The 18251-nt window shown below is 48.9% G+C and carries 19 protein-coding genes; all 19 read left to right on the top strand.

What is annotated here, in order from left to right; translation table 11 throughout:
- The first annotated feature begins 127 nt into the window (after positions 1–127).
- Complete coding sequence (locus tag ACSFXJ_RS23535; protein ID WP_435922734.1) at positions 128–2851, top strand: stalk domain-containing protein; 2724 nt, start codon at positions 128–130, stop codon at positions 2849–2851.
- 47 nt (positions 2852–2898) lie between these two features.
- Positions 2899–4074: a sensor histidine kinase gene (locus ACSFXJ_RS23530; protein WP_435922733.1), complete on the top strand. Its 1176-nt coding sequence runs from the start codon at positions 2899–2901 to the stop codon at positions 4072–4074.
- Positions 4067–4795, top strand: a complete 729-nt coding sequence (locus ACSFXJ_RS23525) for a response regulator (protein ID WP_435922732.1) — start codon at positions 4067–4069, stop codon at positions 4793–4795. Before ACSFXJ_RS23530 ends, ACSFXJ_RS23525 begins: the two co-directional genes overlap by 8 nt.
- A 339-nt stretch (positions 4796–5134) precedes the next feature.
- Positions 5135–5560, top strand: coding sequence for a hypothetical protein (locus ACSFXJ_RS23520; protein WP_435922731.1), 426 nt, complete (start codon positions 5135–5137; stop codon positions 5558–5560).
- Between the two features lie 617 nt (positions 5561–6177).
- Positions 6178–8184 carry a DEAD/DEAH box helicase gene (locus ACSFXJ_RS23515; protein ID WP_435922730.1) on the top strand — a complete coding sequence of 669 codons (2007 nt, stop codon included), beginning with the start codon at positions 6178–6180 and terminating at the stop codon, positions 8182–8184.
- A gap of 15 nt (positions 8185–8199) precedes the next feature.
- On the top strand, positions 8200–9219 hold the full coding sequence (locus tag ACSFXJ_RS23510; protein ID WP_435922729.1) for a ComF family protein: 1020 nt from the start codon (positions 8200–8202) through the stop codon (positions 9217–9219).
- 91 nt (positions 9220–9310) lie between these two features.
- Positions 9311–9730, top strand: coding sequence for a TIGR03826 family flagellar region protein (locus ACSFXJ_RS23505; protein WP_435925840.1), 420 nt, complete (start codon positions 9311–9313; stop codon positions 9728–9730).
- Positions 9731–9855: 125 nt separating this feature from the next.
- Positions 9856–10152, top strand: coding sequence for a flagellar biosynthesis anti-sigma factor FlgM (gene flgM / locus ACSFXJ_RS23500; protein WP_435922728.1), 297 nt, complete (start codon positions 9856–9858; stop codon positions 10150–10152).
- On the top strand, positions 10149–10649 hold the full coding sequence (locus tag ACSFXJ_RS23495) for a flagellar protein FlgN (RefSeq protein WP_435922727.1): 501 nt from the start codon (positions 10149–10151) through the stop codon (positions 10647–10649). Before flgM ends, ACSFXJ_RS23495 begins: the two co-directional genes overlap by 4 nt.
- Before the next feature lie 26 nt (positions 10650–10675).
- Complete coding sequence (flgK, locus tag ACSFXJ_RS23490) at positions 10676–12259, top strand: flagellar hook-associated protein FlgK (RefSeq protein WP_435922726.1); 1584 nt, start codon at positions 10676–10678, stop codon at positions 12257–12259.
- A 14-nt stretch (positions 12260–12273) separates the two neighbouring features.
- Positions 12274–13191: a flagellar hook-associated protein FlgL gene (gene flgL / locus ACSFXJ_RS23485; RefSeq protein ID WP_435922725.1), complete on the top strand. Its 918-nt coding sequence runs from the start codon at positions 12274–12276 to the stop codon at positions 13189–13191.
- 12 nt (positions 13192–13203) lie between these two features.
- The gene (locus ACSFXJ_RS23480) at positions 13204–13776 is read left to right on the top strand and encodes a DUF6470 family protein (RefSeq protein WP_435922724.1); all 573 of its coding nucleotides are present in this window, start codon (positions 13204–13206) and stop codon (positions 13774–13776) included.
- 82 nt (positions 13777–13858) lie between these two features.
- On the top strand, positions 13859–14317 hold the full coding sequence (gene fliW / locus ACSFXJ_RS23475) for a flagellar assembly protein FliW (protein WP_435922723.1): 459 nt from the start codon (positions 13859–13861) through the stop codon (positions 14315–14317).
- A complete protein-coding gene (gene csrA / locus ACSFXJ_RS23470; RefSeq protein ID WP_435922722.1) occupies positions 14295–14534 on the top strand; it encodes a carbon storage regulator CsrA in 240 nt (79 codons plus the stop codon). The genes fliW and csrA overlap by 23 nt, the downstream gene beginning before the upstream one ends.
- A gap of 163 nt (positions 14535–14697) precedes the next feature.
- Positions 14698–15531, top strand: a complete 834-nt coding sequence (locus ACSFXJ_RS23465; protein WP_435922721.1) for a flagellin — start codon at positions 14698–14700, stop codon at positions 15529–15531.
- A 67-nt stretch (positions 15532–15598) separates the two neighbouring features.
- Positions 15599–15940, top strand: a complete 342-nt coding sequence (locus tag ACSFXJ_RS23460; protein WP_435922720.1) for a flagellar protein FlaG — start codon at positions 15599–15601, stop codon at positions 15938–15940.
- Positions 15941–15957: 17 nt separating this feature from the next.
- Positions 15958–17484, top strand: coding sequence for a flagellar filament capping protein FliD (gene fliD, locus ACSFXJ_RS23455; RefSeq protein WP_435922719.1), 1527 nt, complete (start codon positions 15958–15960; stop codon positions 17482–17484).
- 64 nt (positions 17485–17548) lie between these two features.
- Positions 17549–17905 (top strand): flagellar export chaperone FliS, encoded by a 357-nt coding sequence (gene fliS / locus ACSFXJ_RS23450; RefSeq protein ID WP_435922718.1) that lies wholly within the window; start codon positions 17549–17551, stop codon positions 17903–17905.
- Positions 17902–18234: a hypothetical protein gene (locus ACSFXJ_RS23445; RefSeq protein ID WP_435922717.1), complete on the top strand. Its 333-nt coding sequence runs from the start codon at positions 17902–17904 to the stop codon at positions 18232–18234. The genes fliS and ACSFXJ_RS23445 overlap by 4 nt, the downstream gene beginning before the upstream one ends.
- Positions 18235–18251 lie beyond the last annotated feature (17 nt).

The raw sequence follows: 18251 nt of genomic DNA, 5'->3' as shown, positions 1-18251 counted from the left end.
ATATTTAGGGAAACCTGCCCAAAAACTTGCCATTTTTCATGAGAATTGCTTTTTTTCGTAACTTTTCGATCTTTTTGTAGTCTATTATTTATGTACTAGATTACAGATGGGAGAGTAGCGAACGAACATGGTTGCTAGAAAAGAGGGAGCCGGGAAAAAGGCAAAAGTTGTACGTTTGGCGGCAGAACACGGAAAAAAACTGATTCTTGTTTCGCTGGCGGGCCTGATTTGGATTCAGCCGCTAGGTTTGATGGAGCCTTTTGGAGGTTCGGCTTTGACCGCGTATGCAGCGGAGAGTCAGACGGTCCGGCTAGGCGATAAAGATATTACGTCAGGTGCAAAACTCGTAAAATATCGATACACGACGACACGCTCGGGCAAGCAGGTAAACGTGCTCGCAGACGTGATTGAAGTAGATTTAAGCAATCCTTATGTCCATTTGGATGTCATGACGGGTAAGGGCGGACAAGTAACGACCAGACAATCCGTCGAAGGCATGGCCCATGAAACCGGGGCGGTAGCGGGAGTGAACGGGGACTTTTTTGCCACAGCCGGACAAGGAGTTCCGATGGGGGCCGCCGTTTCCAAAGGCGAGCTCATTACAAGTCCGTCGCAGCTTCAAGGTATGTTTGCGTTTGCTGTCAAAAACGACAACACGCCGCTGATCGACCGCTTCGATTTCAGCGGGACCGTATTGGCGGAGGACGGCTCTACTTTCCCATTAAGCGGGATCAACCAGGAGTCTTACACGACCGAGCCGGATAAGTCGAACAGCCATGTCAACAGCATGTTTATTTACACGAGCGCATGGAAGTCCGAAGACCGCCCGAAAACGAGCAGTACGACACCGACGGAGGTCCTTGTGCAAGGGGGCGTCATTCAACAGATCTCGTATAAATCGGCCATTCCGGGAACCGTGCCTGCAGACGGGTATATTTTGCGGGCGCACGGACAGGCCGCGGAATTTATTAATACACATATGCAGGTCGGACAGCGGGTGGATACCTCCTACCGTTTGGTATCCCAAACGAGCGGGCAGGAACTCTATCCATCCGACCTCAAAATGATGATCGGCGGACATACGCTGCTGGTTGAAGGGGGCAAAGCTTCCTCGTTTACGCGTTCCACGACCTCGATCAGCGGCAGCAGTGCGGTAGCTCGGACGGCGGTCGGTTATTCCCAGGACGGGAAGAAGGCGTACATCATAACCGTCGAAAAGAATGACTCCAGCTCAGGCATGACCTTAGCCGAATTGCAGAAGTTCATGACTTCGATCGGCGTATGGAAAGGACTCAACCTGGACGGCGGCGGTTCCACGACGATGGTGACAAGACCGCTGGCGGAAACCGAAGCGGAGCTCACGTTTACGACCTCCAACGGCTCTGCCGGACAGCGTGCGGTGGCCAACGGCCTTGGCGTGTATACCACGGCACCTCAGGGATCCCTGAAGGGCTTGATCGTGAGTGGGCCTGAAACCCTGCTGATCGGCCAGACGGAATCCTATGCCATGAAAGGCTACGATACGTATTTCAACCCGATCGACACGTCCGGTATCCAGGCAACCTGGAAATCGGATAATGGCAATGTCACTTGGACGGGATCTGGCTTTAAAGGCGTCAAGGCAGGGACGGCGACAGTTACGGCGGTCAGCGGTGATGCCAAGAGCAGCATGACCGTTACCGTATTGGGAGGCTCCGATCTGAGCAGCCTGACGCCGGTGACGACGTTCGCTTCCTTGGAGGCGGGAGCTTCCGTATCCGTACCGGTTACCGCCAAATTGAAAAACGGCAGTACGGTTAACGTTCCGGATGAATCGCTGAAATGGGAGTTCACCGGTATGAAGGCCACTGTGCAGGGCGGCGTATTGACGGTTCAGTCCGTAAATAACGGCGCGAAGGTAGCTTATGCAACTCCGAAATACGATGGATTCAGCGGAACGCCGATCGTCTTCTCGGCTTCGTCGGAGCAGGTATGGGAGAACTTCGAGAATGTCTCCTATCCGGTTTCGTTTACCGGTCTGCCAACGGAGGCTGTAGGGAAAGCGTCGATCGTGCAAGGATCCGGCGAACGGGCGAATTCCAAAGTGCTGCAGCTGGATTATGACCTTACCGGGGGAACGGGAAATAAATTCGCGTATGCCCAGTTGAACGGAACGACCGGAAAAGCCATTCCGGAAGGGGCTACTCAAATGGCGATCGACGTTCTCGGCGATGCCAGCTTGAACTGGTTGCGGGCCGAGTTTACGGATGCGGACGGTAAGAGCGTCTATGTCGATCTCGCGCGGCCGCTTGATTTTACCGGATGGAAAACCATTACCGCCGATCTTACCGGAAGTGCCATCAAGCACCCGGCGAAATTGAAACGGCTGTACCTCGTTAATTTGGAGGATGGACAGGACGAGCGGGCTCTGACGGGCAGCGTGTCCTTCGATAATATCCGCTTTACTGCGCCTGCTACCGGAGGAGATACGGGTCTTCCAAGCGCAAAGGTCGTGATGGTTGCCGGGCAAAAGGGCATTACCGTTAACGGCAAGAAACAAAATATGGATGTTGCTCCTCTGATCAAAGACGGAACGACCTATATTCCTATCAAGTATGTAGTCGACAATTTCGGCGGACAGGCCGGCTGGAACCAAACGGCGAAAAAAATTACCGTAACCCGCGGCACGACTGTGCTTGAGTTGACCGTAGGCAAGAAGGAGTTCAGTTTGAACGGGGCGACTCAAAAGGCCTCGGTCTCTCCGTTGATTGTGGACGGCAGGACTTTAGTCCCATTACGTTTGGTCTCCGAACAATTGGGCATTCGCGTAAATTGGGAACAGAATACCAAATCCATTACTCTCGAATCATGATATGATTAGGTTGAATACAGGCATATTGGGAAATGGAGAAGGTTGAAGTGGCTGATTATCAAGCTGATGCAATAGATCGCGTCATAAAAAACGCGGTCGGTGTTATGGAGAACAGCAAGCTGCAGATCATCGAGATTTTGGATGCTGCACGTAACGAGCTTAAAACATTGAACAATGAATTGCAGCAGGTCATTAAAGAGACCGCGGAGACCGTTGAAAAGGTCGATCAGCTTGAAGTGAATTATCGGCGATCACGTATCCGGCTGACGGAAGTCAGCCGGGATTTTGTGCGCTATAAGGAAGAAGACATCAAACAGGCATACGAGAAGGCCACCCAACTGCAACTGGATCTTATGATATACCGGGAGAAGGAAATGTACCTCAAAGCCCGGCGCGACGAATTGCAGAAAAGAGCGCGGAATGTCGAGCAATCGGTGGAACGCGCCGAAACCGTCAGCTCGCAAATGAGCGTTGTACTAGAGTATTTGTCGGGTGAATTGGGCCAAGTGAGCCGAATTCTGGAGTCCGCGAAAAACAGGCAGATGATCGGCCTGAAAATCATTTTGGCGCAAGAAGAAGAACGAAAGCGGATATCGCGGGAAATTCATGATGGTCCTGCACAATTACTGGCAAATCTAGTACTTAGGACGGAAATTGTTGAAAGAATGCTTGCCAAGCAGGAATTTACAATGGTGCAGAACGAAATAGTAGACTTGAAGAGTCAGGTCCGATCCAGTCTGGAAGAAATGAGAAAAGTAATTTTTAATTTACGTCCGATGGCATTGGATGATCTTGGGTTGATTCCAACCTTGCGCAAATACGTGCATGATTTTGAAGAAAAAACGAAGATCCGGGCGACTTTCGAAACGAGGGGAAAAGAGCACCGGATGTCCTCCGCAATGGAGGCGGCAATATTCAGACTGGTTCAGGAAGCTCTCACGAATGCAGCCAAGCACGCCTACCCTACTTATGTCGCTGTAGATATCACCTACCAGGCCCAAATGGTAAGAATCGTTATTCAGGACAACGGACTTGGATTCAAGGTGGACCAACTGGACACGAGGTCGAAGGGGCATACCCATTTCGGACTGATCGGGATGCGAGAACGGGTGGAATTGCTTGAAGGAAGAATGGAAATCGAATCAGCAGCAAACATAGGCACGAAAATTATTATCCACATTCCGACAAACGCAGAAAAGAGAAAGGAGCACCAGGATGGATAACCTCATTACGAACAACAAGCAAGCGATTAAAGTACTTCTGGCGGACGACCACCAGTTGTTCCGCGAGGGTCTCAAGCGGATTTTGAATATGGAGGAGGACATTGATGTAGTCGGGGAATGCGCCGACGGCTCCCATGTATTGGAGTGCTGCCAGCAGTTTAACCCGGAAATCGTCCTGATGGACATCAATATGCCGATTCTGAACGGGGTTGATGCTACGGCCCAGCTTCGCGACATGTTGCCTGAAGTGAAGGTTATCATTTTATCGATTCATGACGACGAGAGTTATGTGTTCGAGACGCTTCGCAAAGGGGCGACAGGTTATTTGCTGAAGGATATGGAAGCCGAATCCTTGATTAACGCTATTCGTACGGTTGCGGAAGGACACGCTTTTATTCATCCGAAAGTGACAGGGAAGCTGATCCAGCAATTACGTCGTATGGAGTATTTGAGCGAAACGGGCGCGATTGCCGAAGACAGCGCAATCCGTGAAGCCGGCGTGAAATTTGTGGCGGGCGATGACAATCCTCTGACCCGGCGCGAAGCGGAAGTACTTCGTCTGATGGCTGAAGGCCGCAGCAATAAGATGATCGGCGAGCATTTGTTCATCAGCGAGAAGACGGTCAAGAACCACGTCAGCAGCATCCTGCAAAAAATGGATGTGGACGACCGGACCCAGGCGGTCATCAACGCGATCAAATTCGGATGGGTTACCCTATAAATCCGACTGCGGCGGACATTCGAGCCGCGTACATATCATCGGCCAAGGAACCGACTTCCCTTCGGCGGCATATATTGTCGCTATAAGCGGGTGATCAATCTGTCATCTTTTCGGCACGGAGAAGATTGGATGAAGGCTGGACTGAAGGGCGGAGCGTAGGCCAAACCTACGTCAGTACCGAAGGACCGGCTGAATTACAAGATTCGATGTCGAGTAGGCTCCGGAGCTGCTTCGTGATCAGAAAAACAATTGCCGCATTTGCGTAAGTTTTTCTTGCGATATCAAGGAAGCCGAGCCATAGATGACCTTTTGAGCAGCCCCTATAAGGGAGGGAGATCCATGGTTACTTACATGGGTTGGGTCTTGCTCGGATACGGATTGGCAGCGATGCTCGTGCATTTACTGCATGGAGTACTCCGGCGGAGGCAACCGAAGAACGGCAAGCGATTGCATTATGTTTTGGTGACTCATAACTATGAAAACCGGATGGAATGGGTGTTAAGGGCTTTATCCTGGTATGCCAGGTTGCAAGGGGAAACCGTAAAGGTTACCGTGCTGGACGAAGCATCCCAGGATGACACGCTGGAAATTATCAGACGGCTCCAGAATCAGTCGGGCATTGAGTTGACCGTGATCGGCCTGATGACGGCTTCAGAAGATGAAGTGGCCCATAACTCTGACGCTTTAACGGAGGAAGAGATCAAAGTCCATGTCGATCTCCGAATACCGCAGGAGGCTGCCAAAATTCCATATGTACATGTTTAATTCCTCTGCGGGAAGGAAAAAAGTTCATAGACGGCGAAGATATATAGTGTGAAGCACACTCTTTTATGGCGAGGGCCAGGAGTGTGCTTTTTTTGTTGTCCGGAGAGGGGAGGCGCTGTCCAGGGGACCGGATATGGAGAATGTCCTTGCAAGGTGAGAAGAAAGAAATAGGGCCCAAATAGGTTCTTATATCAGCAAAATTTGTTAATTTCGTGAAAATAACGACAAAAAAGTCCTCTATTCCTTAATTTCGGGTGGAATATCAAGGAAAATATGATATCCAGCTTGAAATAAAGTCATAAAATGGCGCTATTTTTGGAGACGAAGATCATTTTGAGGAAATAAGAACAAAATTGGTCCTTATTTAAAATGAAGCAGGTAACGAGTAGTTGGAGGTGATAGGTGACTAATGGGAAGCACGGTGCGTGGCCAGGGCATGCTTGGATGGCTGTCGACCATAATGGGATTGGGCCTTTGGAGGGTTAGAGGACGTTGGTTTAGTGGGAGATAGGGAATCGGCGAATTATTGCAGAGAAAGGCTGGGTGGGAACTTGGAAGTTTGAAACACGAAAGATGGGATGATTACTCAATAATCGGATACGAAAGGAGGAGCGAATTTGAAGGCGGCTCTATACGCGATCAGACTGGATGGGGATTGGAAGGTAACGGTCAGTCTGGATTTCGGAGTAGACATATGGTGGTGGGGAAGGAAAGCAAAAGTGCATGATGGCGGCTTCGACCGTGGACCGGACCTTGGTGGATTCAAAGGATCCGCTAGTTTATCGCGGGAAGATATTCGTGTAGAGGGTGAGGCAAGGTCATTCCGGAAAATCGAGGTTTTACTGTTGTCGAGTTCGATGCCGTTGGGATGGGCGGTGCGGGTCAGGGACAGCTTCAGAAGTAAACGGGATATCGACCATTGGCAGCCCGGGGATTGGATGAAGTACATAGCGGAAGTGTTAAATGATGAGCTCAACGATGAAAAAAGGTCGGCACAAGGAGGAGCTGCGGAAAATTCGTGGAGAGAGGTACCTTGCAGAGTTGACCCGAATGCGAGGATGAAGGAGGGCGGGGGCATGGAATCGCCGGCGCTTTGGGAGCTGGCAGCGCGAGTGGCCGACGCGCTTGAGGGAAGGTCGCTGCTGGAGGCGGAGCTGCAGCAGCTGCTCGCGGAGCGCCTGCCGGAGCTGGGCCCGGCCTGGCGCTCCGCCGTTCAGCTCGCGCACCTGCAAGGGCGCGTGCAGCTCACCGCGGGCGTCGGTCCTGCGGACGACGCCCCGGCGCGGCCCCGCCCGCTCGCGCGGCGGGGCGCCCGGCTCCGCTGCCGCCGCTGCGGCAGCGGGGTGCACCACCGCACGCCCTGCGGGTCGTGTGGTTCCGGCGGCTGCGCCTACTGCGAGGCCTGCCTCGCGCTCGGGCGCAGCCGCTCCTGCGCGCTGCTGCTGCGCGGCAGCAGCGCCACCCCCGCGATGCCGCGCCCGGAGGGCGGCATCGCGCAAGCCCCCACCGCGTCCCTCACGGACCGGTGGGGGCTCAGCCCCGCGCAGCGCGAGGCGGCGAGTGCCGCGCTGCAGTTTCTGGCGCAGCCGCTGCCGCAGGCTGCGCAGCCCAAACGCGCCGATGCCCGCCCGGCGCGCTTCCTGCTCTGGGCCGTTACCGGCGCAGGCAAAACGGAAATGATCTTTCCGCTGCTTCAATTCGTGCTGGATCGCGGAGGCAAAGCGCTGGTCGCGACGCCGAGGCGCGACGTCGTGCTGGAGTTGGCTCCGAGAATCGGTGCGGCCTTCCCGGAAAATCAACCGGTCGTCCTGTACGGCGGCAGCCCTCAGCGCTGGGAAGAGGGCCGGCTTTATCTTTCGACAACCCATCAGCTAATGCGTTTCTATCATGCTTTCGACCTCGTCATCATCGATGAACTGGACGCCTTTCCCTATCATAATGACCCGATGCTGGCCTTTGCCGCGGAATCCTGCTGCAAGCCTGGCGGCCGGTTTATTTTTCTCTCCGCCACGCCGCCGGCCGGCTTGCAGCGCGAAGCAAAGGCCGGCAAATTGCCGTATGCCAAAGTTCCGGCGCGTTTTCATGGCCACCCGCTTCCGGTGCCTAAGCGAATCAGCATGAAGCCGGTAGAGGTATGCCTCCGCCGGCAGACTTTCCCTGCGCCCCTTCTTGCTTCACTTGAAAAATCAGCCCGGAGGGATGCCCAGATTTTTGTTTTCGTTTCCCGGATCCGGCATATCGAACCCGTCGTACAATTGCTGCGCAGGAGGTTCCCTGACCTCGGAATCGAGGGAACATCCTCTCAGGATAAGGACAGGGGAGACAACGTGCTGCGTTTTCGCGCAGCGCAAACCAGGATATTGGTTACTACGACCATTTTGGAACGCGGAGTAACCGTCCCGCGAAGCGATGTTTATATCTTCGATGCCGATAGCGAGCTTTTCGACGAGGCTTCATTGGTCCAAATGGCCGGTCGTGCCGGCAGGTCGAAAGACGACCCGGCGGGAATGATCATATTTGCTTCCCCCGAGTGGACGCGTGCCCAGCGCGGAGCGATCAGGCAAATCCGCAGGATGAACGCCATAGCCCATAAAAAGGGCTTTTTAAAATCTTATTCCCAATAAAAAGGAGGTTACATCATGGGTACTCCCTGCCGCTGCAATGCGACTCAAAAGAAAACCAGAGAAAGAATGCGATACCGGAAAAGGGTTGGTTACGATAAGGAAAACGCTGACTCGGCTCAAATCGGTCCGAATCTCCCTATTTGGGTCGTTCAAGAAACGAATACCATCGCCTATTCCCGAATCGACTGGACCACAGCCAAAGAAGCGGTTTTATCGCCGCTGCATAACCTGTTGTCGTCTCCGGGACTGCCTTGCCTGACTTGCGGAAAAATGATCTCCGGCAAAGTTAAAGGTTACCCGGAAATCTGCTCGTCCTGTTACGCAAGAATTCCATGGATCGTTCATCCGAAATGCGAGATTTGCGGCCGTCCCGTCGGATGTCCCGATTGCAGCCGTAAGGAGGGGACCCAGCGGCATTTTCAGTTAAACCGAAGTGCGGTTGCTTACAATGCGGCCATGAGGGAGTGGTTGGCTCAGTATAAATTCAGAGGGAACGAAAGGCTGGGCAAGGTGCTGGCAAGAATGACGGGCTGGGCCGCAACCCGGTTGGTCAAAGAACTCCAGGAGATCACCGGAGAAGGGCAATTTCATTTTGATGCCGTGACTTATGTTCCGATCAGCGGAGAGCGGATGCTCGAGCGCGGGTTTAATCAGGCCCGTACTTTGGCGACCGAGGCTGCCGCCGTATGCGGTGCTCCGCTCCTTGACTTGCTTGACAGAACGCTGCATACCGAAAAGCAAAGCTTTAAAAGCCGGTGGCAGCGGCTTCGGGACCTTTCGGGCGTTTTTTGCCCTGCTTCGGATGCTGGCGAGATGTTGACTTCGGCTTTACTCCGGCGTGATCGCAGAACATTTTTACATAGCCTTCAGGATTCGCACAAATCAACTCATTCGGCTCCTCTTCAACTTTTGCTGGTCGACGATGTTTACACGACGGGAAGCACGATCGACACTTGCGCAGCCGTTCTTCAGGAGTTATGCGTATCGCTTGGACATCCGGCGGAAATCTATAGTTTAACCTGGGCTCGTTCATAATGAAAATCCAAAAATCAATAGACAGAAACGTGATAAATAAGGTAATCTAACAGCAGAATATGTATTTGAAGGGACGAAACAGCGAATGGCTATGAATCTTGCAAATTGCCCGCGCTGCGGGCGGCTGTTTGCCAACAATTTCAGAGACATCTGTCCAGCTTGCATTAAAGATATCGAACAGGAATATGAGAAGTGTCTTAACTATTTACGTGAAGAAAAGACGGCAACCATACATGAGCTTTCGGACGCAACGGGTGTTTCGATCCGGCAAATTACGAAGTTTATTCGCGAGGGGCGCATTTCCATCGCCAATAATCCGAATATGATGTATCCCTGTGAGGTATGCGGCACATTGATTCGTGAAGGAAACATGTGCGATTCCTGCCGCGGACGCCTGACGCGTGATTTGACTGCGGCCGCCAAGGAGAGCCAGGAACGCGGGCAGGGAAATGACGACCGAACCGGCGGAGCCTACGGTGTCGTTGACAAATTTCGTGGTCCCGATCGCTAAAAATCGAGGAATGTTGGCATAATATTCTTAAACATCCAACAGTTCGCTATAAAATATGATTCAACACACGCCGATAAACTTAGTAAAGATTATCGGCTTTTTTATTTGGAGTGAGGTGAACGAACATGAAAATCAACGAAACAGGACGGGTTGGCGGCGTTAACCCCTATCAACGGAATATAGAGAATCGGGAACAATTTATGGATAAGAAAAAGAAGCAGGTGGACCAGGTTTCGATTTCCGCCGAGGCAAAAGGCATGCTCGAGGTACAGAACCGGGCACAGGACCCGGAACGCGTCAAACGCATCGCGGATTTGAAGGAAGCGGTCTCGACCGGAACCTATTATGTCGATGCAAACAAAATCGCCGAGAAGCTGGCTCCTTATTTTAAGTCTCACTTGGAATCGGGTGACACGAAGTGAGTGCAGAACTGGTTGCCGGAGTACTCCGGAAAATGGACGAGTTGTACCGTGCGCTGATCGAACTCGGCAAGGATAAGACTCAGGCGATCATGGACAACGATGTGGCCTTCTTGACGAAGGTGATGTCGTCCGAGACGAAAATGATCAAGCAGGCTGCGCAATTGGATGAGGAACGTGAACAGGCGGTTTCCGCTTTTTTGAAGGAAAAGGGAATTCGCTCGCAGCTCAACTTAACGATTACGGAAATGACCTGCCTCGTGTTCGATATTCAGGAAAAGCAACAGCTTCTGGATGCCCAGAAGCAGCTTACCGATACATTGAACGAACTGAAACGGGTTAACTCCATCAACAAGGATCTGGTGGATCAATCGCTTACGTTTATCGATTACAGTCTGAACTTGCTTACAAGCGAGCCGGAAGACGAAATGCTGTACAGAAACCCTACGGTACAGCAGCCGGCAAATAAGCCGCGCAGTTTTTTTGATACAAGAGCCTAGGGATAACAGGAAGCGAGGATAAACCGATGAGATCAACTTTTCATACATTAGAGGTTGGCAAACGCGGGGTTGTAGCGCAAAATACGGCGCTCGCCACGACAGGCCATAACGTAACGAATGCAAATACTCCGGGCTATTCGCGCCAGGTCGCCAAGATGGAAGCGGCGAGACCTATCGAATTCCCGGGAATGACGCGCTCCACCAACCCGAACCAGCTCGGCATGGGCGTAGAGGTTAGCAGCATCAGACGCGTTCGGGACTTTTTGCTCGATATCGAATACCGGAACCAGAATTCGGACCTTTCCACTTGGAAGGTGAAAGAGGAGACGCTGTCGAACATCGAGGGAATTTTTAACGAACCTTCGGAAAACAGCATCGCCACAAGCATCTCGGAATTTTGGAATGCCTGGCAGCAGCTCAGCAAAAATCCGAGCAGCACCGACCTTTCGGCCAGAACGGTAGTTCAGCAGAAGGCGCTTGCGCTCGTCGAGACGTTCAACCATATCGCTTCCCAGCTTGATACGCTAAGCAACAACTTGACGCAAAGAATCGATGTTAAAATTACGGAAGCGAACAATGCGATCCAGCAAATTTCCGATTTGACCGTCATGATCAACAGGGTCGAAGGGCTTGGAGATAACGCAAACGACTTGCGCGACAAGCGGGATTTGCTGGTCGACCAGCTTTCCGCACTCGGAAACGTAACGGCTACGGAAGCCGCTGACGGCACCTATCAAGTGACGTTCGGCGATTTGCTGGTCGTGAACAATATCGAACAACCGCCGGCCCAGTTTACAGTAGCCAATGCAGCAGCCCTGACAAAGGGCGAAATTGCGGGTTACATCGAATCTCGCGATGTTTACGTCCAAGGTTATATTAACCAAGTGAATGTGATGGCCAATACTTTGGCTACAGGAAAAATTGAAGTGACGCTGCCGGCCGGATCCATCCTTCCTCAAGGAGTCAATATCCCGGGGGCTCAGGTAGATCCGACGAACCCGAGAAAGCTGCTCGCGGATACGAAGTATACCGTTGATGGATTAAACGGATTGCATAAGCTCGGCTATACCCTGCAAGAGAACCAAAACGGCAATGCGGTTGCCGGCGGAGACTTTTTCGTATCCAATGGCGGCGGGCCGATTACAGCGGCTAACATCCGCGTAAATACGGCGATTACCGATAATCTCGCTAACATTGCTGCATCGATGCGGACAGAGACGGTATTGGTGAACGGGGTTGCCCAGGAAAAAGTGCTACAGGGTAACGGAAGCCTTGCCCTGGCTATCGCTTCTATGTCCGAAGGGAAATTCGACTTCAGTACGCAAAACGGCGCGCTTACCAATGAAGGTACCTTCGGCGGTTACTTGCAATCCGTTATCGCCCAATTGGGTACCGATTCGGATGATGCTTCAAGGATGGTAGAGAACGGTACGCTCCTTTCCAATCACGCCGATAACTTGCGTCAAGCCGTCAGCAGCGTTTCGCTAGATGAAGAAATGGCAGATATGATTAAATTCCAGCAAGCATACAACGCCTCTTCGCGCGTCATCACGACGATTGACGAAATGCTGGATAAATTGATAAACGGTACCGGAGTAGTCGGTAGATAGGGGATGATGATTTAATGCGTATTACTCAATCAATGATGAGCAGCGCCATGATGAGCAATTTGCAAAGAAACTTTCAGCGAATCGACAAGTACCAGGAACAAATGATGACCAACCGCCGTTTGAATCGTCCTTCCGACGACCCGGTCGGCGTTTCGAGCGCGTTGCACTATCGTGCGGAGATTAGTTCTACGACTCAGTTTGAGGAGAATGTGGAGGACGCAAATTCTTGGATGGCTTTTACGGATAGTGTACTTACTGAAACAACTTCAATTATACAACGATTATCGGAGTTGGCTGTTCAAGGCGGGACGGATACAGTACCGGGAGATGCTAGAAATAATATTTCCCAAGAAGTCGATCAGTTATATAAGCAATTGGTCTCACTGGGGAATTCACAATTCAAAGGCAAGTATATTTTCAACGGCGAACGTGTGGATGAACAACCTTATACTGCAGATCCAGGGAATACGACGGATCAAACAAATAAGTATGAGTTGGATACTGGCGAAGTTAAATATCAAATCGGAGCAGGAATATATGTGTCAGTGAATTTGGTCGGAGATAAGGTGTTTGGGAAATATGGCGATGCCACTTCCTTGTTTAAGGTTTTGGATGACTTCAAAACCGCTCTTGCGGATACGAGTGCTTCCGGAACGTCGGCAATTCAGAATATCATTCCAAGATTGCAGGGATGTTTGGAAAATGTCATTACTGCCCAAGCGGAAGTGGGCGGTAAACAGAATCGACTAGAGTTCACAGCTAGCCGTTTGGGAGATTTAAATTTAAACTATGTAAGTCTTCAATCTTTGACGGAGGATGCTGATATGCCGTCCGTAATTACAGAACTAAAAACAGCAGAAAGTATATACCAAGCATCCCTTGATACAATGGCACGCATTATCCGGCCGAGTTTGGTGGACTTCTTGAGGTAAGGGGGGGTTAAATTGCAAATACCTCGAGTTCAAATTCAACAAGGGTTCACTAAACTTGGATTGGAAACGACCAAAGGACAGTGGGATATCAAACAGCCAAGGCCCCTTCTAAACTTACACCAAGAACACGGTAAGATTAGTATTGAGCGTACAGAAGGAAAATTAGAGGTTGACCCTCGGAAGGCTTGGTCGGCATTGGGCAGAGCTAAATTCGATGAACTTACCGACCGGATTGCTCAGGGTTCCTTAGAGTCTTCGATGCAAAATATCGCGGAAATTGCCCAGGCTGGTGACCGTATGATGGCAATTCAAAAACAGGGGAATGCTTTTGCAGAAATTGCCCGGCAAAATGCGCTTAAGGAACGCCCAATTGAGACCCGGGGAGAGCCAAACTATGATAACGTAGATGTAACTTTTACACCCGGTTCACTATCCATGAATTATATGTCTGGGAGAGTGACAGCAGATCCGGAATTGCGAAAACCTGTGGTTGACTATTATCCCGGCAAAGTCAATCCGTATCTAATTCAGAAAAACTTTATATTTATCACAGCAACCGGCCGAAATTTGGACGAAGTTGTGTAGGTGAATCGCAAATAGCTATAATGAACGCAGGATGTTTCATATAGCTATTTCTTATTTTGTGATAACAAAATGGAGGTATCCCATGGAAATTAACACAGCAAGATTCGGTAAGATTAATGTCGAGCCGAACAAAACTTGGAACTTTGCCTCTCCTATTTTGGGATTCGATGAAAGCAAACAGTTTGTTGCCATTGCAGAAGAAAACGGAGGATTTGAATTCATACAATCCCTGAATGATGAACATTTAACCTTCATTTTGACGGACCCGTTCCTTTTTTGTCCAGAGTATGATTTTACCTTAGAGAAACGTTGGCTGGATTTGCTGCAGATTGAGAGGGAGGAGCAGGTCATTGTCAGATCGATTGTAACCGTCAGGTCGCCTTCCGATATCAGTATGAATTTACGGGCTCCTATTATCTTAAACGCCGAAACGCTGATAGCTGCCCAGGTTATATTGGAGCAATCGGAATATGGCCCCCGTTATCCTATTATGAGTCCCAAAGCAGGGGAGGAGCAACATGCTGATTTTATCGAGAAATAAAGGCCAGAAAATTATGATCAATCAGGATATCGTGATTTCTGTGGTGGATATTTCCGGGGATCAGGTCAAAATAGGGATTGAGGCGCCAGGGAATGTAACCATCTACCGTGAAGAGATATATGAATTGATACAGAAACAAAACAAAGACTCGGCCGTGGATTCTCCGGAGGAGGCTAGGGATTTTCTTTCGAAAATTATACCTTCTTCCAAAAAATAATTTTAAAAAAATCCAAAAAACCTATTAACAAACTCAAAACTTGTCCGATATATATATCATGGGACGAAAGGCATGGTGTTGACGGCCGCAAGCCATGTATTTGACCAAATAAGGGTGTAAGCAAGGATGCTAAGCACCAGTACAATCCAAGGAGGAATTTATCATGCGTATTAACCACAATATCAGTTCTTACAACACTCAGCGTCAATTGACTTTCAACAACACTCAACAAGGCAAATCCCTGGAGAAATTGTCCTCTGGCTACCGGATCAACCGTGCGGCGGACGATGCTGCAGGTTTGGCGATTTCCGAGAAAATGCGTAACCAAATTCGCGGCCTTGAGCAAGCAAATCGTAACGCCCTTGACGGAATCTCCCTGATTCAAGTGGCTGAAGGCGCCTTGAATGAAACTCATTCGATGCTGCAACGTATGGCTGAGCTGTATGTACAAGGTGGTAACGAAACTCTGACCACTTCCGATGCTGAAAAAATCGACGCCGAAATTGCTCAATTGTCTGCTCAAATTGACAGCATCGCAACTCAAACGCAATTTAACGGCAAGAAGCTGATTGCTGCTAACGTAACTGGCAACCTTACTTTCCAAGTTGGTGCTAATGCCGGCGAAACGATTACTGTTGCATTGCAAAAGGCTGACGCAACAACTCTCGGCGTAGACTTCACTGCGTTGGGTTCCCTTGCTGCTACTCCTACCAATGCTACTGCGGCAACTAAACTGACTGCTGTACAATCAGCAATCAATACAGTATCCCAAATCCGTTCCGATCTTGGTGCTGTTCAAAACCGTTTGGAGCATACTATCAACAACCTGGGTACAACTGCTGAGAACCTGCAAGCAGCTGAATCCCGTATCCGTGATGTGGATATGGCTAAAGAAATGTCCGAATTCACGAAGAACAACATTCTTCAACAAGCAGCAACTGCGATGTTGGCACAAGCTAACCAACAACCTCAAGGCGTATTGCAATTGCTTCGTTAATCAAATCATTTGGGATGGGCCGGCCGGTTTTCCGGCCGGTTTTTTCATATAATCGGAGGGAAATGATATGAGAATATCAGGGGAGCAGGCCCAGCCTTCCAGTTCTTCTTTTAAACGCTTGGAATTTGATTTTCCTGTTGCAAATACGAACGTTCAACTAAATTCCGTTGAGCTAGACTCGGTGAAAGAACAGGAATTGAATCAGCTGGTGGAAAAATACAACAAAACGTTACAAGAGAATGGAACTGCGCTGAAGGTCAGTATTCATGAAAAAACGCGTTCTATCGTAGTTAAAATCGTGGATATAAAAACTGACGAGGTGATAAAGGAGATTCCTCCTGAAAAAATGCTTGATCTCGTATACAATTTGTGTCAAAATCTTGGGATATTTGTTGATGAAAAACGCTGAAAGGAGGTTGTTCTATAATGAGCAGCATTACCAGCTCTTTGTACAACCCAATCAGATACACTGGTTTAGGTTCGGGAATGGATATTGATAGTATTGTAAAGGGATTAATGGATGTTGAGCGTGTTCCCCTTCAAAAACTAACACGGCAGAAGACCAGCCTGATCTGGCAGCGGGAAGATTACCGAACGATGAATACTGCTTTGTCGGCATTTAGAAACGCCGTGGAAAAACTTAGATTTAGCAGTTCGTTCGAAAGCAAACAGGTCACTTCCAGTAACTCGGGTGCGGTGGAAGTTACAGGTTCAAGCGGTGCGGCGGCCGGTTATAATTCGATCAAAGTGCTGAACCTGGCTACATCAGCCTCGTTAACAGGGAATGCATTGCCTTCAGGAACCCAACCTACCGATGTTGTTAACCAAAGTGGAAAAATTAAAATTACAGGGCCGAATGGCACCTCGACAGAAATTAGCATTACTCAAGGGACGTCGACCATTGAATCCATTGTTTCAGATATTAATGCTCAGTCTGGAACGACAGGGGTTAAGGCTAATTTTGACTCTAATACAAAGCGACTCTTCCTTACAACAGAAGTTACGGGTGCACAATCTACAATAACCGTAGATGATACTGACGGTGCCTTTACAAGCATTTTTAATTTCTCAACGCTTTCCAGTGAGGGGAAAAATGCAAAGTTTGAACTTAATGATGCTGTAGGTGCTAATGCTCTGGAAAGTGCAACAAATAATTTTACACTCAACGGACTAACGTTTAATTTAAAATCTCCTACATTGGAAGCCGTATCTATTACAGTAACGAAATCCACAGATACTGCATTCAACAATATTAAAGAATTTGTAAATCAGTATAATTCCATTATTGACAAATTCTACACGGCTGCAACGACAAGACCAGACCGGGATTATCAACCATTGCTGGATGAAGAAAAGGAAGCAATGACTGATAAGCAGGTTGAAAAGTGGGAAGAGAAGGCCCGGCAAGGAACCCTTTATAACGACTCTATTTTAAAAGGGGCTCTTGATGACTTTCGAAAAGCACTTCGAGATCCTGTTAAGCTGGGAGATGATAATCTTGTGCTTCTAAGCAAAATTGGGATTACAGTAATGACGGATGCCAAGCAAAACGGAAAATTGCAAATTGATGAAGAGAAGCTGAAAAATGCTTTAAGCACGGATTTAGATACGGTCAAGAATATCTTTACACATACATCCAGCATTCCTTCAGATACTGCCGAAAATAAGCAAAAAAGGTTTGCGGAGTTGGGCTTTGCAGAACGGATATATGAATCAATAAACAATCAGATTAGTAAAATTAATAAGAAGGTCGGATTTGGATCACTAGAATCAGTGGATGATAGTGTCCTAGGGGAGCAGTTGAAACAGATTAACAATAAAGCCTCAAGTCTCCAAGACCGGCTTACACTAATTGAAAACCGGTATTACAAAAAGTTTACGGCAATGGAACAGGCGCTCCAATCTTTAAATAATAAAGGATCGTGGCTTACTTCACAACTTAGCTCGTTGTAGTATGTAAAATAAAGTAGAGAATGGAATGTGAGGAAATATGCATACAAACATACAGGATAAGTATTTGAAAGTTCAGGTAGAGACGGCTTCCCCTGGAGAATTAACGCTGCTGGTTTATCAGGAGCTGGTTCGTTGTTTATTGAAAGCTCGTCAGACGGGTATCCAAGGGGAGTGGCAACTTGGTATGGAATCTCTTCATAAAAGTAGAACCATACTTTTTGAGTTGATGTCTACCCTGAATATGAAATACGAGTTGTCTAAAGACTTGTATGAATTGTATGGGTTTTACGCCCAGTGCATAGCCACAGTAATTATCAAACATGATCTTAATTTGCTGGATGAAGTTCTCGAATTTGCTAAGGGAATGCTGGAAACCTGGAAGCAAGCACTACAAATTGTTAAGAGCGGCAATGCGATATGAGTGATTCTCCTAAAGAATTGTTGCTTGCCATAAAGCGGATCTATGATGAAGTATTAGAGAGCGACGAAGTTGTTGAGCTATATTTAAGTAGAGAAAAGAAATTGAACGAACTTTACTTGAAATTACAATCGTATAAAATTGATGCTAATTTTAGAGAGTTATTGTATGAGGTAAATCAGCTTAATCAGACTCTTATCAAAAGAATCACCGCCGAGAGAGAGAGTTTGAGACAGGAACGAAAGACATATGAAAAACAAAAAACAGCACTCGAACAGTACTCGTATTCGGTGGGACAGAATGAATCTTATTTTATTGATAAAAAAAGATAGTTTTTAAAAGGAGGGCT

This window comes from Paenibacillus salivarius (genome assembly GCF_051307165.1).
In the GTDB taxonomy this organism is placed as follows: domain Bacteria; phylum Bacillota; class Bacilli; order Paenibacillales; family Paenibacillaceae; genus Fontibacillus.
This window is presented reverse-complemented; position numbering and strand designations above follow the sequence as displayed.